A 23,262-nucleotide genomic window follows, 5' to 3' on the forward strand; every position below is an offset into this window, starting at 1 on the left:
GCACGCTGTCACCTGTGTGACATTCCTGCGTAGAATGATCTGACGGCTTGCCGCCCGGCCCGCGGCACGCCATCGAGCCCATCACAAACACAAACGCGCGCCGATCCGGACCCGTTTCCGCACGTTCGGCGACAACAGGACCAGACAATGCGGCGCAGACCGGATCTCACGGGGGGACGTATGTCCAGGCACACCCTGAAGCCGTTGGTATCGCTCGTCGTGCCGTTTCACGACGAAGCAGAAGCGATCGATGCGTTCTTCGCGACCACCGTTCCGATACTGGAAGCGATCGGCACCGCGCGCTTCGAGATCGTTTGCGTGAACGACGGCAGCCGCGACGGCACGCTGGACAAGCTGATCGACATCGCGGTCGCCGATTCGCGCGTGCGCATCGTCGACCTCACGCGGCGCTTCGGCAAGGAGGCCGCGCTGACCGCCGGCATCGACGAAGCGGCCGGCGCCGCCGTGATCCTGATCGACGCCGACCTGCAGGACCCACCCGCGCTGATCCCCGCGATGCTCGAACGCTGGCACGCCGGCGCCGAGGTCGTCGCCGCGAAGCGCACCGACCGCAGGTGCGACCCGCTGATGCAGCGCGTGGCCGCCGCGCTCTATTACCGCGTGCATAACCAGCTGTCCGAAGTCGAGATGCCGGAGAACGTCGGCGATTTCCGGCTGATGGACCGTCAGGTCGTCGACGCGCTGCGCGCGCTGCCCGAGCGCCGACGCTTCATGAAAGGCCTGTTCGCGTGGGTCGGCTACCGGACCGAGATCATCGAATACACGCGCGCCGCACGCAGCGGCGGTCACTCGAAATTCTCCGGGTGGCGACGCTGGAACTTCGCGCTCGAGGGCATCACGAGCTTCAGCACCGTGCCGTTGCGCGTGTGGACCTACATCGGCCTCGCGTTCGCCGTGCTGTCGTTCGTCTACGGCGCGTACATCGTGATGCGCACGCTGCTGTTCGGCAATCCGGTGCACGGCTACGCGTCGCTGATCTCGGTCATGCTGTTCGTCGGCGGCATCCAGTTGATCGGCATCGGCGTGATCGGCGAATACCTGGGCCGCATCTATCATGAATCGAAGCAGCGCCCGGTCTACCTCGTCCGGCGCCGCTACCGGGCCGATGCGCAGGCCGGCCTGCAGCCCGCACGGCACGCCGGGGCCCCGGACGGCTCGAAGCTGCTGCAGTTTCCGGTCCGGCGCATCGCGACGGCCCGGCGCCGGCAGACGGTCGTGGCTGGCGCGCAGGCGCCGCGCAATCTGTCGGTCAAGTAGCGCCGCATGGATATTTCCGGCTCGTCGATACGGCGCGACGAACGCCCTGTCCGCGTCTGGCTCACCCCCGGACGCATCGCGCTTTACAGCGCGGTCATGCTGGTGATCGGCGTGCTGCTGGGGTCGATCCTGCTCTGGATCGGCTTTCATTCGACCGATTCGGACACGTTCCGCCCCGGCTCGGGGTATATGGTGTTCTGGTCCGCGTCCCATCTGATGCTCCACGGCTCGCCGTGGCAGGCGTACGACGTCCCCGCGTTCTCGCGCGCGCTCGCCGGACTGTTCCCGTCGGCGGGCCGCCATGTGTTCCTGCCGTGGCTGTACCCGCCGTCGTATCTGCTCGCGGTGACACCGCTCGCGCTGCTGCCCTACGCGATCAGCTATCCGCTGTTCGTCGTGCTCGGCATCGTGCTGCTCGGCCTCGCGGTGTGGCGCGTGTCGGGGTTCGGCGCCGTACCCGGCGCGACGCGCATCGGCTGGCTCGCGCTGCTCGCCTGCCCGGGCGTGCTCGTCACCGCGATGTACGGACAGAACGCGATGCTGACCGCGGCATGTGCGGCGCTCGCCGTGTATTTCGTCGACCGGCGGCCGATGCTGGCCGGCCTCTGTATCGGGCTCCTGTCGGTCAAGCCGCAACTGGCCATGCTGTTGCCGTTCGTGCTGATTGCCGCGCGCGCGTGGCGCGCGTTCGCGTGGGCCGCGGCCTGGGCGACCGCCATCACCGCGCTGGGGATCGCGGCGGGCGGCATCGAACCGCTCCGCCTGTTTCTGCAGAATGCCGGGGCGCTGCGTTCGCTGATCATCGAACATGGCGTGCCGTTCTGGTTTGCGTCGCCGACGCCGTTCGCGGCGTTTCGGCTCGCCGGCCTGCCGCCGGCCCTCGCGTTCGCGGGACAAGCCGCCATCGCGGCAATCGCGCTCGCGGCAGCGTGCTGCGTCTGGCGCCGCAGCCGGGACGCGCGGTTGCGCGGTGCGGTACTCGTCGTCGCGACGCTGGCCGCCAATCCGTATGTCTGGCACTACGAACTGTCGTGGCTGTGCGTCCCGATCGCGTGCATGATCGCCATCGGCTCGCAGTACGGCTGGCGGCGCGGCGAGCAATCCATCGTCGCCGTCATGTGGGCGCTGCCGCTGTACGAGTTTCTGAATCCGTGGATGAAGCTGCCGCAGATGGGGCCCGCTGTCATATCGATCGCGCTGCTCGTGCTGCTGCGGCGCGCAGGCTCCCTGCCGCGATCCCCCGCGCGGCGATAAGCATAGTTCAAATCGTTGCTTGTCCGGCCCCGGGGCGTCACCGAGAATGACCCGACGGGCTGCGGCCCGGCCTCGTTCCCCAACGTCCCGGATCCATCGATTCCATGCTTCCACTGCGCCTGCTGCGATCGCTGCTGATCGCGTCCCTCGTTGCATTGCCGGCCGCCGCCGCGCACGCCGACAAGCCCACCACCCTGCGTATCGGCGTTGCCCAGCAAGGCGCCGGCGATCCCCCCACCTTCGGCGGATCGAGCGCCGCCACCGTGCAGTTGCAACAGCTCGTCGAGAAGGAATTCGCCGCCGACGGCATCAAGGTGCAATGGCTGTTCTTCAAGGGCGCGGGCCCGGCCGTCAACGAGGCGATCGCCAACAAGGCGCTCGACTTCGCGTACCAGGGCGACCTGCCCGCCGTGCTCGCGCGCTCGAACGGGATCAAGACGCGCCTGCTGCTCGCCGCGAGCGTGCGCTCGGGCATCAAGATCGCGGTGCCGCCCGACTCGACGATCCGCTCGATCAAGGACCTGAAGGACCGCCGCGTGTCGATCTTCCGCGGCACCAACCTGCAGCTCGTCGCCGACAACGCGCTCGCGAAGAACGGCCTCGGCGAACGTGACCTGCGCGTGATCAACCTCGACGCCGCCAGTTCGCTCGCCGCGCTCGCGTCGAAAGGCATCGACGCGTCGGTGGGCGACTACGCGCTATACAAGCTGCGCGACGCGGGCCTCGCGAAGATCATCTACGAATCGCAGAACGACGGCCCGCAGCTGACGCGCCAGACCCACCTGCTCGTGCTCGACGATTTCGACCGCGCGCATCCGGACATCGTGCAGCGCGTCGTCACCGCGTTCGTGAAGGGTGCGCAATGGTCGTCCGACGAGGCGAACCGCGATGCGCTGTTCAAGCTGTGGGCAAAAAGCGGCGTGCCGTATTCGTCGTGGCAGGACGACTACGCGAACCAGCGTCTGAAGGACCGCCTGTCCCCGCTGATCGACCCGTTCGTCATCGCGCGCTACAAGGCCGTCGCGCAGGATGCGCTGAACCTGAAGCTGATCCGCCAGCCGGTCGACGTCGACGGCTGGTTCGAGCCGAAATATCTCGACAATGCCTTGCGCACGCTGAAGCTCGAACACTACTGGCAACGTTACGACGCGGCCGGCAAGCCCCTCTCCTGACCCGGACCGCCCCGATGAGCGACACCGCGTTTCCCGTCCCGTCGTCCGAATCGCCCGCGCTCGCCGTGCCGCCGCGCCGCGCGGCGGCGCTGCGACGACTCGCGTGGCAGCTCGCACCGTGGGCGCTGCCCGCGCTGCTGTTCGCGCTGTGGAGCGTCGGCAGCGCGCGCGGCTGGATCGCGCCGCAGATCCTGCCGCCGCCCGAACGCGTGGTCGACACGCTGGCCGACCTCGCATCGAACGGCGATCTCGTGCGCCACACGCTGATCAGCCTGCAGCGCGTGCTCGTCGGCTTCGCGGCCGGCACGCTGCTCGGCGCGTCGATCGGCGTCGCGCTCGGACTGTCGCGCACGCTGGAAGCCTACGTGCTGCCGAGCTTCAACGCGCTCGTGCAGATTCCGGTGCTCGGCTGGCTGCCGTTCCTGCTGCTGCTCGTCGGCGTCGGCGAACCGCTGAAATACCTGCTGATCGCGCATGCGGCGCTCGTCCCCGTCACGCTGAGCACGTTGCAGGGGTTTCGCCAGACGCCGCCCGCGCTCGACGAAGTCGCGCGCGGGTTCGGCTACACGCGCCGGCAACGCATCCTCCACGTCGTGCTGCCGGCCGCGATTCCGACGCTCGCGACCGGCGTGCGGCTCGCGTTCACGAAATCGTGGCTCGCGCTCGTCGTGGTCGAACTCGTCGCGTCGTCCGAAGGGCTCGGCTACCTGATCGTGTACGGGCGGCAACTGTTCCAGCTCGATCTCGTGATGGCGGCCGTGGTCGTGGTCGGCGCGGTCGGCCTGCTGATCAACCGGGCGCTCGACGCACTCGAAGCGCGCCTGCGCCGCGGCGTGCCGTCCGCGTTTCGCGGTTGAACCGGTCCGCCCGACCAATCGAAGGAGAGTCGCCCGTGCCCCACGCCGCCACGCCGTCAACGACACCGCCCGCCCGCCGCCTGCATGCACCCGACTGGCGCGGCTTCGTCCTGCCGCTCGCCGCATTGGCGTGCTGGTGGGCCGTCGCTTCCGCCCATCTCGTGAAAAGCGGCCTGCTCGTCGGTCCCGCCGACGTGCTGCACACCGCGTGGGCGCAGGCCACGAGCGGCGCGCTCGGCCGTGCATTGTCGGCATCGCTTGCGCGCGAGGCGTGCGGGTTCGCGATCGGCGCGACGGGCGGGCTGGGGCTCGGCGCCGTGCTCGGGCTGTCGCGCATCGCCGCGCGAATGGTCGGCCCGAGCTTCGACACGTTCAAGCAGATCTCGCTGTTCGCGTGGATTCCGCTGATTTCGGTGTGGTTCGGGCTCGGCGACGTCGCGAAGGTCGTGTTCCTGTCGCTCGCCGCGCTGCTGCCCGTCGCCGCCCATACCTGCGACGGCATTCACGCAGTGCCGCGCGCGTATGTCGATGTCGCTCGCGCACTGCGCTACTCGCGGCTCCAGCTGATCCGCCACGTGATCCTGCCGGCCGCGCTGCCGTCGATCTTCACCGGCCTGTATCTCGGCCTGATCTATTCGTGGCTCGCGACGCTCGGCGCCGAGTACCTGCTCGTCGCCGGCAGCGGGATCGGCAACACGCTGATCGACGGCAGCGAGCAGTTCCGGATGGATCTCGTGCTGTTCGGGATCATCGTCGTCGGCGTGACCGGCTGGGCGCTGAACGCGACCGCGCGCGCGCTCGAGCGCAAGGTGCTGGCCCGGCGCGGCGACCTGCCCCGTTGAGCGTCCTTTTTCTTCCTGTCGCCTCTTCCCCGGACCGCCATGACGACCCTCGCCTCCGATTCGCTCGACATCCTCCATGTCAGCAAGCACTACACGCAGCGCGGCACGACGCTCGCCGTGCTCGACGACGTCTCGCTGCACGTGCGCGCCGGCGAATTCGTCACGATCGTCGGCGCCAGCGGCTGCGGCAAGTCGACGCTGCTGCGGCTCGTCGCCGGACTCGATACCGATTACACGGGCGAAATCCGTGCCGGCGACGAACGCGTGCGCGACACGTCGCTGCAGCGCGGCATCGTGTTCCAGGATCACCGGCTGTTCCCGTGGCTGACCGTCGAACAGAACATCGGCGCCGCACTGCGCAACGCACCGCTGGACCCGGCCGCGAAACGGCGCGCGGTCGCGGAGCACATCGCGCTCGTCGGGCTGAACGGCTTCGAGCACGCGTTTCCGAACCAGTTGTCGGGCGGGATGGCGCAGCGCGTCGCGATCGCGCGCGGCCTCGTGAACCGGCCGCGCGTGCTGCTGCTCGACGAGCCGTTCGGCGCGCTCGACGCGCAGACGCGCGCGAAGATGCAGAACGAACTGCTGCGCATCTGGGAACAGGAGCGCATCACGATGATGCTGGTCACGCACGACGTCGACGAAGCGGTCTATCTCGGCGACCGCGTCGTCACGATGGCGCCGCGTCCGGGCCGCATCGCGCGCATCGTCGACGTCGCGCTGCCGCGCCCGCGCCGGCGCGATTCATTGGAATTCGCGCGCTTGCGCGACACCGTGCTCGCCGATTTCGACGACGGCGAGCCACCGGGCGACGACGCGTCGGGCGGCACGCGCATCGACGCGGCGCGCCCGCACCGGATCGGCGAATGGCGGCTCGCGTGGTAGCGACGCGACGCGCGCGCCTTGTTCAGCAGGACGACACATATCGTTCATCGCAGCGCGCACGCTAAGGTTGTGACGATTCATCGGTTCCGGTTCCGCGCGGTCCCTGCTTGAATGGAGATTCGACCGACCCCGACTCCAGGAGACTCCCGATGTCCGAAGTCCAGCACGCCGCTCCGTCGTTTTCGCCCGCTTCGCATGCCGCACCGCGCCCGGCCGCCGTCCCGCTCCAGCTTCGCCAGGTCGCCGGCCGGATCGGCGCCGAAATCGCCGATGTGCGGCTGTCGGCCACGCTCGACGATGCGACGTTCGACGCGATCCAGGCCGCGCTGCTGCGCCACAAGGTGCTGTTCTTCCGTGGCCAGCACCATCTCGATGACACCGCGCAGGAAGCATTCGCCCGCCGCTTCGGCGACACGGTCGCGCACCCGACCGTGCCGTCCGTCGACGGCAGCGCGGCCCTGCTCGAACTCGATTCCGCGCACGGCGCACGCGCCAATTCGTGGCACACCGACGTGACCTTCGTCGACGCGTACCCGAAGATCTCGATCCTGCGCGCGGTCGTGATTCCGCCATTCGGCGGCGATACCGTCTGGGCCAACACGGCCGCCGCGTACGCGCATCTGCCCGACCCGCTGCGTGCGCTCGCCGACACGCTGTGGGCGCTGCATACGAACGCCTACGACTATGCGTCGACGCACGTGCATGCCGACGATGCGCAACTGAAGCGCTACCGCGAAGTGTTCACGTCGACCGTCTACGAAACCGAGCACCCGGTCGTGCGCGTGCATCCGGAAACCGGCGAGCGCACGCTCGTGCTCGGCCACTTCGTGCAGCGACTCAAGGGGCTGTCGGCGCAGGATTCCGCGCATCTGCTGCAGGTGTTCCACGAGCACGTGACGCGCCTCGAGAACACCGTGCGCTGGAACTGGCGGGAAGGCGACGTCGCGATCTGGGACAACCGCGCGACCCAGCACTACGCGATCAACGACTACGGCGATGCGCGCCGCGTCGTGCGCCGCGCGACCGTTCACGGCGACGTGCCGGTCGGCATCGACGGCCGCCGGAGCGTCCTGCTGAAGGGGCCGGGCGCCACGCTGCAATAACGTCCACATCCCGCGGCGGCGCCCTTTCCCGCGCCGCCGCGCGATTTCCCTGGAGGACACCCGCGATGAACCGCACGCCACCTGACCGACGCCTGCACGCGCAACGATGTCGTCCGTCTCTCCCGTTCACAACCGCCAGGAGCGTCGCATGAGCGCCCTACTCGAACCCGCCGCCCAGCCGGTCGACGTGATCCCGCTGTCCGCCCATATCGGCGCGGAAATCCGCGGCGTCGACCTCACGCAACCGTTGACCACGCCGCAGATCGCGGCGATCCGCGCCGCGCTGCTGAAATGGCGCGTCGTCTTCTTCCGCGAACAATTCCTCACGCACGAGCAGCATGTCGCGTTCTCCGCGCAGTTCGGCGAGCCGACGGTCGGCCACCCGGTGTTCGGGCACGTCGACGGCCATCCGGCCGTCTATTCGATCGCGAAGCATCGCAAGGCGACGCGTTTCGAAGGCGAACCGGTGCGCCGGCCCTGGACCGGCTGGCACACCGACGTGACGGCCGCCGTGAATCCGCCGTGGGCGTCGATCCTGCGCGGCGTGACGATCCCGCCGTACGGCGGCGACACGCACTGGACCAACCTCGTGCGCGCGTACGAAACGCTGTCCGCGCCGCTGCGCGGCTTCGTCGATACCCTGCGCGGCATCCATCGCTTCACGCCGCCGCCCGGCGCGCGCGCGACCGGCGCATTCGACGACGCCGTCGAGCGCCGCCCGCTCGTGACCGAGCATCCGCTCGTGCGCGTGCATCCGGAAACCGGCGAACGCGCGCTGTACGTGAGCCCGAGCTTCCTGAAATCGATCGTCGGGCTGACGCCGCGCGAGAGCCAGGCGCTGCTCGAACTGCTGTGGGAACACGTAACGCGGCCGGAATTCACGATCCGCTTCAAATGGGAGCCGCGCAGCATCGCGTTCTGGGACAACCGTGCGACCGCCCATCTCGCGCCCGTCGACATCTTCGATCTCGACTTCGATCGCCAGCTGTATCGCACGACACTGATCGGCGACGTGCCGGTCGGCCCCGACGGCCGGCCGTCGGTCGCGCTCGAAGGCACGCCGGTCGAAACCGCGGCCGCCGTCGCACTCAACTGACGCGGCGAACGCCGGCGCGTACGAACGCGCCGGCCCCCACTTCCGTCAATCGAGCCACACGCCGTCGAACCGGTGCCCGCCGAGCGGCGAGAACGTCAGCCCGTGTACGCGCTTGGAGATCGGCAGCGACACGATCGACGTCGCGATCGGCGTGAACGGCACCTGGTCCTTGAACACCACCTGCGCCTGCTCGTACAGCGCCGTGCGTTTCGCGACATCCGCGTTCGAACGCGCCGCCGTCACGAGCTGCTCGAAGTCCTTGTTGCACCACTTCGCGAGATTGCTGCCGTGCACCGCGTCGCAGCCGAGCAGCGTGCCGAGCCAGTTGTCGGGGTCGCCGTTGTCGCCCGACCAGCCGTACAGGATCGCGTCGTGCTGACCGTCGTGCTTCGCGCGGCGGTTGTACTCGCCCCATTCGTAGCTGACGATCTTCGCGCGCACGCCGATCTTCGCCCAGTCCTGCTGGATCAGTTGCGCCATCAGTTGCGCATTCGGGTTGTACGGGCGCTGCACGGGCATCGCCCACAGCGTCAGGTCGAAGCCGTTCGGAAAGCCGGCCTGCGCGAGCAGCGCCTTCGCGGCGCCCGGATCGCGCGGCGCGTCCTTCAGGCGCGGGTTGTACGACCATTGCGCGGGCGGCATCGGGTTCGTCGCGACCGCCGCGTCGCCGTTGAACACGGTCTTGATGATCGCCGTCTTGTCGATCGCGATGTCGAGCGCGCGCCGCACGTCGACGCGATCGAGCGGCGGATGCTGCGTGTTGTACGCGACGAACCCGACGTTGAAGCCCGTGCCCGAAAACAGCGTCAGCCTCGGGTCGCGCCGCACCGTCTCGAGATCGGCCGGCCGTGGAAACACCGACACCTGGCATTCGCCGGCCACGAGCTTCTGCAAGCGCGCGGCGGGATCGGGCGTGATCGCGAACACGAGGCGCGCGAGCTTCACGTCGTCCGGTTTCCAGTAGTCGGGATTCGCGTCGTAGCGGATCAGCGCATCCTTCTGGTACGTGCGCAGCAGGAACGGCCCCGTGCCGACCGGGAACTGGTTGATGTCGGACTCGCGATGACGCGCGGCGAGCTGCCCCGCATATTCGGCCGACAGCACCGACGCGAACGCCATCGCGAGATTGCGCACGAACACGACGTCGGGCGACTTCAGCACGAAGCGCACCGTATAGTCGTCGACCTTCTCGATGCGCTCGATGTTGCGGTCGAAGCCGAGATCGCTGAAATACGGGAAGCTGACCGGATAGGCCTTGCGGAACGGATCGTCCGGGTCGAGCATCCGGCGGAACGTGAACACGACGTCGTCGGCCTGGAACGGTCGCGTCGGCGTGAACCACGCGGTGGTCTGGAACTTCACGCCGCGCCGCAAATGAAACGTGATCGTGCGCTGGTCGGGCGACACGTCCCAGCTCGTCGCCAGCGACGGCACGAGATCGAGCGTGCCGCGCTTGAACTGCACGAGCCCGTTGTAGATCGTGTACGTGCTCGCATCGAAATCGGTGCTCGTCGTGTGCTGGCCGGGATCGAAGCCGGCCGGGCTACCTTCGGAGCAGTACACGAGCGTCTTGCCGGCGGGTGCGGCGAGCGCGTGCGTCGCGGCGCCGGCCAGCAGCAACGACGCGGCGACGCCGCGAAGCACGGCGCCGGCATGCGGTACGCCGCGCGTACGGCGCGCGGCTGACGAAACGAAAGGATTCTTCATGGTGGCGGATGGAAGCAAGGGCTGTCATGCGAATGACGACCGCCGATCTTCGCGCGCCTCCCGCCGATCGCTTACCAATTAATTCCGCGTTGCTTATCGTCGCCGATGCATCCCGCTGCCGCTGCATCGAAAAGTCCATGCGAGCGGCGCATCCATGCCGAACACGGCCGCGGGCCGCCCGGGCACGCGCATCGAAACCGTCGAAACCGTCGCGACCATTCGCGCGCCACCGCATGGCCTTCCGGCCCCCTGCAGGTTCTCCGGAATGGGTGCATCGTATCGGTTGGCCGACGCCGACACCCGCGCGCGGGAATCCGCCCCGCGCGCACGTGCCGGCACGGCGCGTCCGTGCGCGCCGCCCTTTCTGGAGGAACCACGATGCCGCTCAGCCCCGATACGCCCTCTCGTCCGGTGAAATCGCCGGGCCCCGATCATCCGATCCTGATCGAACCGCACTCGTCCCGCGTGATCGTGAAGGTGGCCGACAAGGTCGTCGCCGATACGCGCCACGCGCTGGTGCTGCGCGAGGCCAGCTATCCGGCGGTGCTGTACATTCCGCGCGAGGATGCCGACATGTCGCTGCTGCAACGTACCGACCACGCGACGTACTGCCCGTACAAGGGCGATTGCGCGTACTACTCGATCCCCGCCGGCGGCGAACGTTCGATCAATGCCGTGTGGACGTACGAGCATCCGAATCCGGCCGTCGAATCGATTCGCGGGCACCTTGCGTTCTACCCGGATCGCGTCGATTCGATCGAGGAACGCCTGCTCGTCAGCGAGTGAAGACGGTCGCGCCCGGCTCCACCGCGGGCCGGTATCGTGCGCCCGCTGATTTGCATATCAGCATTCGTTGGTTGGCCGCGGGCCCGCGCGGCCGTATCGTCCTGAATCCGGCGCGGGCCGGCCCGTTGCGTGCGTCGCCCGCATCCGGCCCGGTCCTGCGCCGGCCGCGCCGCCCCCGCGCGCGGTCCGTGAACCCGCACGCAGGACATTCCGATGAACGACACCCCGCACGCAGACCTTGAAACGAATCCGGCGAACCCGCGCCGCCGCCAGTGGCTGCACGGCGCGGCCGCCGGGCTGGCCGGGCTCGCGCTCGGCCCGCTCGCAGCCGTGCCCGCGCGGGCCGAGGCCAGCGGCACGCGGCTGCGCATCGGCTTCCAGAAATACGGCAACTTCGTCGTGCTCAAGGCACGCGGCACGCTCGAGAAGCGTCTCGCGAACCAGGGCGTCACCGTGCAATGGCTCGAATTCCCGGCCGGCCCGCAACTGCTCGAAGGGCTGAACGCCGGCGCGATCGACGTCGGCACGGTCGGCGAAACCCCGCCGATCTTCGCGCAGGCCGCCGGCGTCGATTTCGTCTACATCGGCAACGAGCCGCCCGCGCCGCAGGGCGAGGCGATCGTCGTGCTGCCCGATTCGCCGATCCGCACCGTCGCGCAACTGCGCGGCAAGAAGGTCGCGTTCAACAAGGGCTCGAACGTCCACTACCTGCTGGTGAAGGCGCTCGAGCATGCGGGCCTCGCGTACGCCGACATCCAGCCGATCTACCTGACGCCGGCCGACGCGCGCGCCGCGTTCGTGCAGCGCAGCGTCGATGCGTGGGTGATCTGGGATCCGTATCTGGCCGCCGCCGAACGGCAGCTCGGCGCGCGCGTGGTCGCGAACGGCGACGCTCTCGTGCGCAACACGCAGTACTACCTCGCGGCGCGCAAGTACGCGGCCGCGCATCCGCAGGTGCTGCGCGCGCTGCTCGACGAAGTCGACGCGGTCGATCGCTGGGCGCGCGATCACGTGCCCGAGGTGGCCGCGCAACTGTCGCCGCTCGTCGGCCTCGACGCACCGACGCTCGAAGTCGCGCTCAAGCGCGCCGGCTACGGCGTGCAGCCGATCACGGACGCGACGGTCGCGTACCAGCAGAACATCGCCGACGCGTTCAGCACGCTGAAGCTGATCCCGGGCAAGCTATCGGTGGCAAGCGCACGCTGACGCGTCACGATGCAGGCGTCGCGCCGATGCGCCGCCATTCGTCGTAGTCGGTGACGAGGCCCGCGTCGTCGGTTCCGATATCGGCCGCATACGTGCCGCTCTCGTAGCGATACACGTGCGGCGCCGTGCGCGCATAGCGCTGCTCGCCGCGTACGATGTCGAAACCGGGGAAACGCAGCCACGCGGTGCGAATCTCGGCCGACTCGCCGACGGCGAGCGCCAGCCGCCGGATCGGCAGCGTATTGGTCGACGGACTGAAGCCAAGATCGATGTCGGTTGCGCCCGCAAGCATCGGCGCCTCGACGCCGTCGATCGTCCACTGCCCGGCATCGCAAGCGATGTCCCATTGCCGTGGCGGCGCCGTGCCGGTCCACCGCGTCACGCGCGCCGAACGGGTGAGCCAGTCGGCGCCGCATGCGATCGCGTAGTCGATCCGGAACGGCGTGCCGTCGAGCGCGCCCGTCACCGCCCCCGACAGCGCGATGCCCGTTTGCGACTCGTCGAGCCGGCACCATTCGGCCGCCTGCCACGTCTGCACGATCTGCCATGCGACGCAGTGCGTGCGTCGAGATTCGTTCCGTTGCGTCATGTCGGGCCTCCTGTCGTGTCGCGCGGAAGAAGACCGATTTTCGCTCACCGTGCGGATGAACGCACGCGGCTTCGGCGGCGCCACGGGCGCACCGGCCGATAGTCAGTATCGGCCCGACACACTCGGTCGCCCCTTCGCCGCTTTGGTACCATCCGTCGATCGGTAAAAATCGAACCGGAAGACACGAGGCGCGACTTCATGGATTTGTTGGCGACGATGCGCATCTACGTGAGGGTCGTGGAGCGCGGCACGATGTCCGGCGCGGCGCGGGATCTCGACATGGGCCAACCGGCCGTCAGCGAGCGCATCGAGAAGCTCGAAAAGCACCTCGGCACGCGACTGCTGATGCGCAGTGCCCGCACCCTCGCGTGCACGGAGGAAGGCCGAATTTTCTACGAACGCAGCAAGGCGCTGCTCGAAGCGGCCGAACTGGCCGTTGCGTCGGTATCGAAGACGGAGCATGCGCTCGACGGCACGATCCGGCTCGCGGCGCCGCAATGTTTCGGCGAGGTCGTGCTGCCGGGCGTGCTGATGCAGATCCGCACCGCGTACCCGAAGCTGCACATCGACCTCGTGCTGAACGACGATATCGTCGATCCGGTCACCGAGGGCGTCGACATTTCGATCCGGGTCGGCCAGCTCGGCGACGGCGGGTTCGGCGCGTACGCGCTCGGCGCGGTGGGCCGCGTGCTCGTCGCCGCGCCGTCGTATCTCCGCCAGCACGGCCCGATCGACACGAAGGCCGATCTCGCGAACCATCCGTTCATCCGCGTGAAAGGCGTGTTCGCGAACGAACAGGTACCGCTGCAGCGCGACGGCGGCGCAGTCGAATACGCGCGCATCCGCACCGTCATGACCGCCAGCCACTGGCGCCCGATGTTCGATACGATCGCGGCGGGCGGCGGCATCGGCGTGGTCCAGCACCCGGCTTGCACCGATGCGCTCGCGCATGGCCGGCTCGTCCGCCTCCTGCCGTATTACGACGTTCCCGACTTCGCGCTCAATGTGCTGGTGCAGGCGCAGCGCCCGCTGCCGCCACGCGTGCGCGCCGTCGTCGACCTGCTGAAGAAGGAAGTTCCGCTGCTGCTGACGAAGCATCGCCGGTAGTCACCGCCCTGCGCCGCCATCACGCCTGCAGCGACTTCCCCGGCTCCTTCACGTGCGCATCGACTTCCATCTGGTAGAAGCGCGCGCTGACGAAGCCGAACAGCGTCCAGCCGAGGAACACGCACAGGCCGCCGAGCATCAGCGCCTGCTCGCCCGAACTGAACAGCGCATAGAAGCTGTACGCGGTCGCGACCATCGCGACCACGTTCGTCACGAGCGCCTTGCCCGGCGGTACCTTCGCGACCTTCTGGATCGTGATCAGCGCGGCCATCGACATCACGTAAGGTACGAGGTTCGTGACGACCGCGAGATCGACGATCTTCTGGAACTGGCTGCTCAGCTCCGGGCTGATCGTCATCAGCGCGAGCGCGACCTGTGCGACCAGCAGGATCACCATGCCGACGATCGGCGTGCCCGTGCGCGTGGCACGTGCGAACACCGGCAGGAAGTAGCCGACGTCCGCCGAGCTCTTGAACACCTGCGCGACCGTAAACTGCCAGCCGAGCAGCGAGCCGATGCACGCGATCACCATCAGCGCGGTGACGATCGTGCCGACGGTCGGCGTGAACATCGTCGCGAATGCGATGCCGAACGGCGCGTTCGACTTCGCGAGGATCGCGTTGGGCACGATCCCCGCGATCACGTTGGTCGACACGATGTAGAAGATCGCCGACGCGATCGTGCCGCCGAGCACGGCGATCGGCACGTTGCGCTCCGGATTCTCCACGGCGTCCGAGTTCGCGCACGCCGATTCGAGCCCGAGGAACGCCCACAGCGTCACCGCGATCGAGCTGCCGACGGCCGCCCCGAACGGCATGTCGTGCGGATTCCACGCGGCGCCCCAGGTCGCGCCGCTGAACCAGAACCAGCCGATCAGCGACACGACGACCACCGGAATGATCACGCCCCACACCGTCACCGCGCCGATCCGGCCGGTGATGCGCGAGCCGCCGAAATTCGCGACCGTCGTCAGCACGAGCAGGAAGATCGTCCACAGGCCCGTCTGCAGCGGCGACAGCGTCGCGTCGAACAGCACGGTGCCGTAGCCGACCGCCGTGACGCCGATCGCGACGTTGGCGATCACGAGCGACAGCCCGTACGTATAGTTCGCCATGTAGTTGCCGGCCTTGCCGAACGCGTACTCCGCGTAGCCGCCCATCCCGCCCGGCTTGCGGCTCAGCATCCCGCAGCGCGCGAACGCATAGGCCAGCGCGAGCGAGCCGCCGGCCGTGACGATCCACGACAGCAGCGAGATCGTGCCGACCTGCGCGAGCTTCGACGGCAGCAGGATGATGCCGGAGCCCATCATGTTGACCGCCGTGAGAATGGTGAGCTGCCAGACGTTCATCCGGTGTTTCTGCGCGGCCGCCGGGGCCGCGCCGGACACGCGTGCTGCATTTTCCATGGTGTCGATCCTTCGATGTGAGGCCGCCGCGCGGCCGGTCGCTCGTTCGCCCGGTCGGGCGTCAGGCCGTCAGGCAGTACACGCGGTACGTACCGTCCTCGACCTCCACGCCATGCGTGTCGTGCGCGAATCCCGGGAACCGCCGGTCGTACGCTTCGAGCGCCTTCAGGTAGCCGAGCACCGGGCCGCCAGCCGGCCCCGCGTTCTCGCCCGGCATCAGGAGCGGAATGCCCGGCGGATACGGCACGACGCCGGTGGCCACGGTACGCCCGGCCAGCTCGTCGAGCGTCACCTGCTCGATGCGACCCTGCACGAGATGCTCGTACGCGCGCACCGGGCTCATCTCCGGCTTCGGCAGGATCGAGAACGCCTCCGACATCAGTCGCGTCGTGCCGAGCTGCTCCATCGCCGCGAACATCGTGTCGGCCAGGTCCTTCAGCCCCATGCCCGCATAGCGCGAGCCATGCTCCTTCGCGAGCGACGGAATCGCCAGGTCGAGCGGCAGGTTCGCGTCGTAGTCGCGCTTGAATTCGCACAGCGCGCTGACGAGCGAACCCCACTTGCCCTTCGTGATGCCGATCGAGAACAGGAACAGGATCGTGAAATCGGTCGTCTTCTCGACCACGATGCCGCGCGCATCGAGATACGCGGTGACGACGCTCGCCGGGATGCCGACCGGCATCAGGCCGCCGGCCGGCGCGACGCCCGGCGTGACGATCGACACCTTGATCGGGTCGAGCATGCAATAGCCGTCCTCGATGTTGCCGAAGCCATGCCATTGCGCGCCCGGGCGCAGCACCCAGCACGCCGGGTCGCTCGCGAGCAGTTCGGGCGGCGCATCGTGGAACGGCAGCGTGCGGCCCGTGCGCGCCTCGAGCACGGTGTCGGGCTGCCAGCATTCGAAGAACCAGTCGCCCTTCGCGCCGAATTCGCCGTTCATCCGCGCGATCATCTGCCGGAACGCGACGGCCTCTTCGATCGACTCGCGCGTCAGCGCGGCGCCGCCGGGGCCGTCCATCATCGCGGCCGCGACGTCGTTCGACGCGATGATCGCGTAGTTCGGCGACGTCGACGCATGCATCATGAACGTTTCGTTGAACTGGCCATGCGGAATCGGGCTGCGGCCGTCGCGCACGTGGATGTAGGACGCCTGCGACAGCGCGGTCAGCAGCTTGTGCGTCGACTGCGTCGCGAACACCGTGGGCCGGTCCGCATGATGGTCGCGCGGGTCGCCGTGCATCGCATGGCGGTCGCGATAGATCGGGTTGAAACGCGCGTAGCCGTACCACGCCTCGTCGAAGTGCAGCCGGTCGACGCTCGCGCCGAGCAGCTCCTCGACGCGCGTCACGTTGTAGCAGAGGCCGTCGTACGTCGAGTTCGTGACGATCGCGTGCTTCGGCTGGCGATCGGCCAGCCCGGCCGCGAGCGGGTTCGATGCGATCGCCTCGCGGATCGCCGTCTGCGTGAGGCGCTCCGAGGCGATCGGTCCGATGATCCCGTAGCGGTTGCGCGTCGGCACGAGGTACGTCGGGATCGCGCCCGACATCGTCATCGCGTGTTCGGCCGACTTGTGGCAATTGCGGTCGCACAGCGCGATCTGGTCGCGGCTCACGCTCGCCATCAGGATGATGCGGTTCGACGTCGACGAGCCGTTCGTCACGTGATACGTGCGATGCGCGCCGAACACGCGCGCCGCGTAGCGTTCGCTTTCGCCGATCGGGCCCGAGTGGTCGAGCAGCGAGCCGAGCTCGCCCACCGAGATCGACAAGTCCGAGCGGAACAGCGATTCGCCGAAATATTCGAAGAACGCGCGGCCGACCGGCGATTTCAGGAAGCCGGTGCCGCCCGTGTGGCCGGGCGTATGCCACGAGTATTCGTACACGCGCGAGAACTTCGCGAGCGCGCCGAACATCGGCGGCAGGACGGTCGAGCGATAGCGTTCGATCGCCGCGTGAATGCGCCCGCCGATGAAGTCGGCCGTATCCTCGAGCAGCCACACGAAATCGTCGACCTTGCCCATCACCGCGGCCGGTACCGACGACGCGACGCTGCGGTCGGCCAGCAGGAAGATCGGCACGCTGCCGTTGCGATGCCGGATCGCGTCGACCACGGCCTCGGACGGCCCGTGGCCGTCCACGCCGAGATCCCAGTCGAGCAGCACGCACTGGATCGACGGATCGGAGCGGAGCAGCACGATGGCATCGTCGGCGGACGTCGCCGTCAGCACGTCGATACCGCGTTGCGCGAGCTCCGCGCTCAGCGTGCGGACCGCACGCCCGGTCGCGGTTTCCTGCGCGATCTCGTCGTCGACCAGTAGCGCACGCATGCCGAGACGGCGGATGCCGCCGACAGAAGTATTCATGATGTTGCCCTCGCTGTTGCGTTGCTTCGATTGGTATTGTTCGTCTCACGAGCACGCGGACAGCAGGCCACGGGCAGCGGCATGAGACGCTCGCCATTCCGGCTTGATTCGCCGTCCAATTCGGAGCCGACTATGCCATGGATGCCTTTCGATGAAAAGCTGACGATTCGGTAAAGCCATCGACGCGTTTCAAATCGGATTTCATCATTGGATCATTTTTATGTGCGCCGCAGCACGCCAATTTCCGATTGTTTGATCATGCTCATGCCGCAATGGCATTTCGATCCGGTCCGATTGAGTTCGTATGTTTTTGTTGCTACGATCGGCTGCGCCGGGCACGGCCCGATCGCGGCTGTGCCGCGCCGCACAAGGGTCCTGATGCAGTGCGCAATCGGCAATCGGCATTCGCGGGACCGTTTTCAATTGGCTGTAGCGCGTATCGGTTCGCGATTGCGTCCTGGCGCGAATACGGCTCCCGTTTCAGGTCATTTACCGGAGAGTTCGCGTGAGCCTGTTGAAAATCGCAGTCGAGCCGGCGCTGATCGGCGCCTTCCTCACCACGCACGAACAGGTCGACGTATTCCAGACCGATTTCACGAATATCGCGGCAATCGTCGTCGGAATCGATTCCGCGGAAAAGGTACTGAAAACCGTCGAAAGAACCGGTTTCGCGATTCCGTTCTTCGTCGCGGTCGAGCCCGATCAGGAAGTGCCGCCGTCGGTCCTGCCGAGCGCGAGCGGCGTGATCCAGCTTCGGCACGGCGGCCGCCACTACTACGGCCGGCAGATTTCCGCCGCCGCCGACATCTACAGCGAGAACCTGCTGCCGCCGTTCTTCAAGGTCATGCGCGAATACGTGCAGCGCGGCTACGTCGAATTCGACTGCCCGGGCCACCAGGGCGGCCAGTTCTTCTCGAATCATCCGCTCGGCCGGATGTTCTTCGATTTCTTCGGCGAAACGCTGTTTCGCGCGGACCTCTGCAACGCGGACGTGCGGCTCGGCGACCTGCTGATCCACGAAGGGCCCGCGCTGGAAGCGCAGCGCAACGCCGCGCGCATCTACAACGCGGACAAGACATACTTCGTGCTGAACGGCACGTCGACGTCGAACAAGGTCGTCACGAGCGCGCTGCTCGCGCCCGACGATCTCGTGCTGTTCGATCGCAACAACCACAAGTCGGTGCACCTCGGCGCGCTCGTGCTGTCCGGCGCGCGGCCGGTCTACCTCGAGACCGCGCGCAACGCGTGGGGCCTCATCGGCGGCGTCGACAGCGCGGCGCTCGGCGAGGCGCGCATTCGCGACGCGATCCGCGACGTCGCGCCCGAGCGCGCCGACCTGCCGCGCCCGTTCCGGCTCGCGGTGATCCAGCTCGGCACCTACGACGGCACGATCTACAACGCGCGCGAAATCGTCGACCGGGTCGGCCATCTGTGCGACTACATCCTGTTCGATTCGGCGTGGGTCGGCTACGAACAGTTCATCCCGATGATGCAGAACTGCTCGCCGCTGATGCTGACGCTCGGCCCCGACGATCCCGGCATCTTCGTCACGCAATCGGTGCACAAGCAGCAGGCCGGCTTCTCGCAGACGTCGCAGATCCACAAGAAGGACAGCCACATCGAGGGCCAGAAGCGCTTCTGCGATCACCGGCGCTTCAACAACGCGTACATGATCCACGCGTCGACGAGCCCGTTCTACCCGATGTTCGCGGCGCTCGACGTCAACGCGCAGATGCATGCGGGCCCGGCCGGCAAGCGCCTGTGGCGCGACTGCGTCGCGCACGGCGTCGACGCGCGCAAGCTGCTGCTGAAAACCTGCCGCCAGATCCGCCCGTTCGTCCCGCAGCAGGTCGACGGCCGCCCGTGGGCCGACCATCCGACCGAGCAGATCGTCGACGACCTGCGCTTCTTCCGCTTCCATCCGGCCGACACGTGGCACGGCTTCGATGGCTATGCGGACAACCAGTATTTCGTCGATCCGTGCAAGCTGCTGCTGACGACGCCCGGCATCGATCGCGACACGCACGAATACGCGGCGTTCGGCGCGCCGGCGCCGATTCTCGCGCGCTACCTGCGCGAGCACGGCGTCGTGCCCGAGAAGGCCGACCTGTACACGATCCTGTTCCTGCTCACGCCATCGGAGAGTTTCGGCAAGCTGCAGCATCTGATCGCGCACCTCGCGCAGTTCGAGCGCCATCTCGACCAGGACACGCCGCTGCGCGAAGCGATTCCGTCGCTGTGCGAAGCGTATCCGGAGCTGTACGGCACGATGCGCCTGCGGCAGCTGTGCCAGCGCATGCACGACTTCTACCGCAGCCACGACATGAAGCATCTGCAGAAACAGATGTTCCGGCGCGCGCAGTTCCCGAAGCAGGCGATGCTGCCGCAGGCCGCGAATGCCGAGCTGATCCGCAACAACGTCGAACTCGTGACGCTCGACCGCATCGAAGGCCGGATCGCGACCGAAGGCGCGCTGCCCTACCCGCCGGGCATCTTCTGCGTGGTGCCGGGCGAAGTGTGGGGCGGCCCGGCGCTCGACTACTTCCGCGCGCTCGAAGCCGGGATCAACGCACTGCCGGGCTTCGAGCCGGAAATCCAGGGCGTGTACCTGCAGACGAAGCCGGACGGCACCAAGCAGGCATCGGCGTACGTGGTCGCGGCCGGCGCGGACGCGTCGCGCATGTAGGTCCGGTGGGCGGCTGCACGCCGCCCGCCGTCTGTTCCGGAGACGACCGCCCGGTGCCGCGACGGCCGCGCACCGGCACTTGCGCATGGTCCGACCGTGCGGTACCGTCCTCCTTTCCGGGATAACCGAAGCCTCGCCTCGAAACCCATCCGTCGATTCGATCCGATGCGGCCCCGCCCCCGCCCGGCGCCGTCGCATCGCGCGTACAGGAGGGGTTTGCGTTGGACGTTCGCGTGTATCTGCTGGCCGCCGCCGTGTTCCTGGCCGGCGTTGCCGAAAACATCTGCGTCGGCATCCTGCCGACGATCTCCGCCGGCCTTCACGTGTCGATCGCCGCTGCCGGACAGCTCACCACGATATTCTCCGCCGTGTTCGCGCTCGCCGCGCTCGTGGCCGCCTCGTTCGTCGCACGGGTCGAACGGCGCACCGCGCTGCTCGCGGCGCTCGGCGCGTTCGCGGCCGCGAACCTGGGCGCCGCCGCGAGCCCCGGCTATGCGAGCCTGTTTGCCGCGCGCGTGCTGATGGCCGCGAGCTGCGCGACGCTGATCCTCGTCGCGACGCGCTTCGCGGCCGAACTCGCGCCGGCGTCGCAACGCGGCCGCGCGATCGGCATCGTGTTCATGGGGATCAGCGCGTCGCTCGTGCTCGGCGTGCCGATCGGGATGCGCATCACCGAATGGGCCGGCTGGCGCGCGGTGTTCGTGTCGATCGCGATGCCGGCGCTGCCGCTCGGAATCTGGCTCGCCCGCCGGCTGCCGCGCATGGCGCCTGCCGCGGCCCGCGCCTCCGGCGTGCCGTCGTATCGCGCCGTGCTGGCGCGGCCGCGGCTGCTCGCCGCGCAATGCGTATCGATCGCGATGATCGGCGGGCATTTCACGCTGTTCGCGTATCTCACGCCATATCTGCAGGCCGTGCTGTCGCCCGGCGCGGCCGCGCTCGAAGGGCTGTACGTCGCGTTCGGGATGGCCGGCGTGACCGGCGCGTGGCTCGGCGGGCTCTTCTCGGATCGGCTCGGCGCTTCGCGCGCGCTGTGCGCATGCCCGGCCGTGTTTCTCGTCGCGATGGCCGTGCTGCCGGCGGCCGGTGCGTCGCCGCTCGCATTCGTGCCGGCAATGATGCTGTGGGGCGGCATCAGCTGGTCGATCTCGCCGATCGTGCAGAACTATCTGATCCATACCGCGCCGTCGCTGGCCGACGCGAGCGTCGGCATCAACGTGTCGGCGATGCATGCGGGCGTCGCGCTCGGGTCGGCGTTCGGCGGCGTACTGGTCGGGCGCAATGCACTGCTCGTTACACCGTGGGCCGGCTGCGTGCTGGTGGCCGTCGCGCTGGCATGCGCGTGGGTCGCGGCACGGCCCGCGCGGCAGGCCGTGCGCGCGTCGTGAATCGTGCCGGGCGATGTGCTACACCGCCCGCCGTCTCACCACGCCTGCCGGTAAATCTCCAGCGCGTCTGCCTCGGCCACCTCGCGCGGATTGTTCACGAGCAGGCGCGTCTGCAACATCGCGTCCGACGCCATCCTCGGCAGATCGGCCTCGCCGATGCCGACTTCGCGCAGCGTGCGCGGAATGCCCGTCGCGACGATCAGCCGGTCGATCTCGGCGATCAGCGCATGCGTTTTCGCCTCGTCGCTGCCGGTGGCCGACGGCGCGACGATGGCTGCCAGTTCCGCATACAGCAGCGCGGCGGCCGGCGCATTGAAGCGCAGCACGTGCGGCAGCACCAGCGCGTTCGACAGCCCGTGCGGCACGTGGAAGATCCCGCCGACCGGATAGGCCAGCGCGTGCACGGCCGCGACCGGCGCATTCGCGAACGCCTGCCCCGCGAACATCGCGCCGACCAGCATCGCTTCGCGCGCGTGCCGGTTCCGGCCGTCGTCGCACGCGGCAAGCAGGTTGCGCGACAGCAGCGTCAGCGCGTGCGTGGCCAGCATGTCGGAGACCGGATTCTTCAGCCGTGCGGACGTATACGCCTCGATCGCATGCACCATCGCGTCGATGCCGGTGGCGGCCGTCGCCGCGCGCGGCAGGCCTAGCGTGAGTTCCGCGTCGAGGATCGCGACGTCCGCGAACAGATGCGGCGACACGACGCCCATCTTGCGCGCCTCGCCGACCGTGACGATCGACACCGCCGTGACCTCGGAGCCGGTGCCGGCCGTGGTCGGCATCTGCACGAGCGGCAGCCGCGCGCTCGCGACCTTGTCGACGCCGTACATGTCGGCCAGCGCCTGCTGCCCCGGCGCGAGCACCGCGATCAGCTTCGCGACGTCCATCGACGAGCCGCCGCCCAGGCCGAGCACGATCTCGGCATCGGCCGCGACGGCCCGCTCGGTCGCGTCCAGCACCACGTGCTCGGGTGGATCGGCGATCACGTCGTCGATCACGGTGACCTGCCAGCCGTGCGCGGCGAGGCTCTCCAGCGCGGGCGCGAGCACGCCGCTGCGATGCAGGAACGCATCGGTGACGACGCACAGCCGCGCGAGCGCCGGAAAGCGTTCGCGCAACAGCGCGCCGAGCCGGCGCGCGGCGCCGAATTCGACGATCTGCGTCGGCACGGTACGGAATTGAAACGGATTCATCGGGTGCCTCCCGGTGGCGTCGCCGTGCCGGTGTCCGGCTGCACCATGTAGCGCGACACGTCGCGGCGATCGAGCAACGGCATGATCGCCCCGATTCCGATCCGCTGAAAATGCGGCGTTTCCCGATGCGCGTCGAGGCCGTCCGCATCGCGGTAGCGCTCGAGGATCACGATGTGGTCGGGATGCTCCGGCGACCGGAAATACGCGTAGTCGAAGTTCTTGGGCTCGGCGCGCGTGGCCGGCGCGAGTTCCGCGAGCAGTTCGACCACGCGGTCGCCGTTGCCGGGTTTTGCGAAGTAATGCGCGATCACCTGCAGATAGGGTTCGTTCATGCTGCGCTCCAGGTTCG

At 68.3% G+C, this 23,262-nt stretch carries 19 protein-coding genes; 13 read left to right on the forward strand and 6 right to left on the reverse strand.

The features are described from left to right. The first annotated feature begins 180 nt into the window (after window positions 1-180). From H0X90_RS03145 to H0X90_RS03180, 8 genes are all read left to right on the forward strand, one after another. On the forward strand, window positions 181-1,278 hold the full coding sequence (locus H0X90_RS03145) for a glycosyltransferase family 2 protein (RefSeq protein WP_012493244.1): 1,098 nt from the start codon (window positions 181-183) through the stop codon (window positions 1,276-1,278). A gap of 6 nt (window positions 1,279-1,284) precedes the next feature. Next, window positions 1,285-2,532 carry a glycosyltransferase family 87 protein gene (locus tag H0X90_RS03150; protein WP_006486178.1) on the forward strand — a complete coding sequence of 416 codons (1,248 nt, stop codon included), beginning with the start codon at window positions 1,285-1,287 and terminating at the stop codon, window positions 2,530-2,532. A gap of 104 nt (window positions 2,533-2,636) precedes the next feature. Further along, the gene (locus H0X90_RS03155) at window positions 2,637-3,704 is read left to right on the forward strand and encodes an ABC transporter substrate-binding protein (protein ID WP_006486187.1); all 1,068 of its coding nucleotides are present in this window, start codon (window positions 2,637-2,639) and stop codon (window positions 3,702-3,704) included. 14 nt (window positions 3,705-3,718) lie between these two features. Next, entirely contained in the window at window positions 3,719-4,561 is an 843-nt protein-coding gene (locus tag H0X90_RS03160) for an ABC transporter permease (RefSeq protein WP_069353337.1), read from the forward strand. A gap of 35 nt (window positions 4,562-4,596) precedes the next feature. Further along, window positions 4,597-5,403: an ABC transporter permease gene (locus H0X90_RS03165; protein ID WP_077190740.1), complete on the forward strand. Its 807-nt coding sequence runs from the start codon at window positions 4,597-4,599 to the stop codon at window positions 5,401-5,403. A gap of 39 nt (window positions 5,404-5,442) precedes the next feature. Beyond that, a complete protein-coding gene (locus H0X90_RS03170; protein WP_058902931.1) occupies window positions 5,443-6,288 on the forward strand; it encodes an ABC transporter ATP-binding protein in 846 nt (281 codons plus the stop codon). 149 nt (window positions 6,289-6,437) lie between these two features. Beyond that, window positions 6,438-7,391 carry a TauD/TfdA family dioxygenase gene (locus H0X90_RS03175; protein WP_006486182.1) on the forward strand — a complete coding sequence of 318 codons (954 nt, stop codon included), beginning with the start codon at window positions 6,438-6,440 and terminating at the stop codon, window positions 7,389-7,391. Between the two features lie 148 nt (window positions 7,392-7,539). Next, window positions 7,540-8,487: a TauD/TfdA family dioxygenase gene (locus H0X90_RS03180; RefSeq protein WP_006486174.1), complete on the forward strand. Its 948-nt coding sequence runs from the start codon at window positions 7,540-7,542 to the stop codon at window positions 8,485-8,487. A gap of 45 nt (window positions 8,488-8,532) precedes the next feature. Here the strand turns inward: H0X90_RS03180 and H0X90_RS03185 are convergent, their stop codons facing one another. Then, window positions 8,533-10,194 carry an ABC transporter substrate-binding protein gene (locus tag H0X90_RS03185; protein WP_077190741.1) on the reverse strand — a complete coding sequence of 554 codons (1,662 nt, stop codon included), beginning with the start codon at window positions 10,192-10,194 and terminating at the stop codon, window positions 8,533-8,535. Window positions 10,195-10,572: 378 nt separating this feature from the next. On the opposite strand from H0X90_RS03185, the gene H0X90_RS03190 reads away from it, so the two are divergent. Continuing rightward, window positions 10,573-10,980, forward strand: coding sequence for a DUF427 domain-containing protein (locus H0X90_RS03190; protein ID WP_006486183.1), 408 nt, complete (start codon window positions 10,573-10,575; stop codon window positions 10,978-10,980). 213 nt (window positions 10,981-11,193) lie between these two features. Further along, window positions 11,194-12,186 (forward strand): sulfonate ABC transporter substrate-binding protein, encoded by a 993-nt coding sequence (locus H0X90_RS03195; RefSeq protein ID WP_012493243.1) that lies wholly within the window; start codon window positions 11,194-11,196, stop codon window positions 12,184-12,186. A 4-nt stretch (window positions 12,187-12,190) separates the two neighbouring features. On the opposite strand, the gene H0X90_RS03200 is transcribed toward H0X90_RS03195, so the two are convergent. Then, window positions 12,191-12,775, reverse strand: a complete 585-nt coding sequence (locus tag H0X90_RS03200; RefSeq protein ID WP_006495916.1) for a putative glycolipid-binding domain-containing protein — start codon at window positions 12,773-12,775, stop codon at window positions 12,191-12,193. 198 nt (window positions 12,776-12,973) lie between these two features. Between H0X90_RS03200 and H0X90_RS03205 the strand changes: the two genes are divergently transcribed. Next, a complete protein-coding gene (locus H0X90_RS03205; RefSeq protein WP_077190742.1) occupies window positions 12,974-13,882 on the forward strand; it encodes a LysR family transcriptional regulator in 909 nt (302 codons plus the stop codon). 19 nt (window positions 13,883-13,901) lie between these two features. Here the strand turns inward: H0X90_RS03205 and potE are convergent, their stop codons facing one another. Continuing rightward, window positions 13,902-15,287: a putrescine-ornithine antiporter gene (gene potE / locus H0X90_RS03210; protein WP_006488914.1), complete on the reverse strand. Its 1,386-nt coding sequence runs from the start codon at window positions 15,285-15,287 to the stop codon at window positions 13,902-13,904. A gap of 61 nt (window positions 15,288-15,348) precedes the next feature. Next, on the reverse strand, window positions 15,349-17,649 hold the full coding sequence (locus H0X90_RS03215) for an Orn/Lys/Arg decarboxylase N-terminal domain-containing protein (RefSeq protein WP_077190743.1): 2,301 nt from the start codon (window positions 17,647-17,649) through the stop codon (window positions 15,349-15,351). A 505-nt stretch (window positions 17,650-18,154) separates the two neighbouring features. On the opposite strand from H0X90_RS03215, the gene H0X90_RS03220 reads away from it, so the two are divergent. Next, entirely contained in the window at window positions 18,155-20,335 is a 2,181-nt protein-coding gene (locus H0X90_RS03220) for an ornithine decarboxylase (RefSeq protein WP_077190744.1), read from the forward strand. A gap of 221 nt (window positions 20,336-20,556) precedes the next feature. Then, entirely contained in the window at window positions 20,557-21,720 is a 1,164-nt protein-coding gene (locus tag H0X90_RS03225; protein ID WP_077190745.1) for an MFS transporter, read from the forward strand. A gap of 35 nt (window positions 21,721-21,755) precedes the next feature. On the opposite strand, the gene H0X90_RS03230 is transcribed toward H0X90_RS03225, so the two are convergent. Together H0X90_RS03230 and H0X90_RS03235 are read right to left on the reverse strand one after the other, a co-directional pair. Continuing rightward, a complete protein-coding gene (locus H0X90_RS03230; protein WP_077190746.1) occupies window positions 21,756-22,913 on the reverse strand; it encodes an iron-containing alcohol dehydrogenase in 1,158 nt (385 codons plus the stop codon). Further along, a complete protein-coding gene (locus tag H0X90_RS03235; protein WP_077190747.1) occupies window positions 22,910-23,245 on the reverse strand; it encodes a putative quinol monooxygenase in 336 nt (111 codons plus the stop codon). Before H0X90_RS03235 ends, H0X90_RS03230 begins: the two co-directional genes overlap by 4 nt. Window positions 23,246-23,262 lie beyond the last annotated feature (17 nt).

This window comes from Burkholderia sp. 9775_39 (assembly GCF_015712225.1).
GTDB lineage: Bacteria > Pseudomonadota > Gammaproteobacteria > Burkholderiales > Burkholderiaceae > Burkholderia > Burkholderia cenocepacia.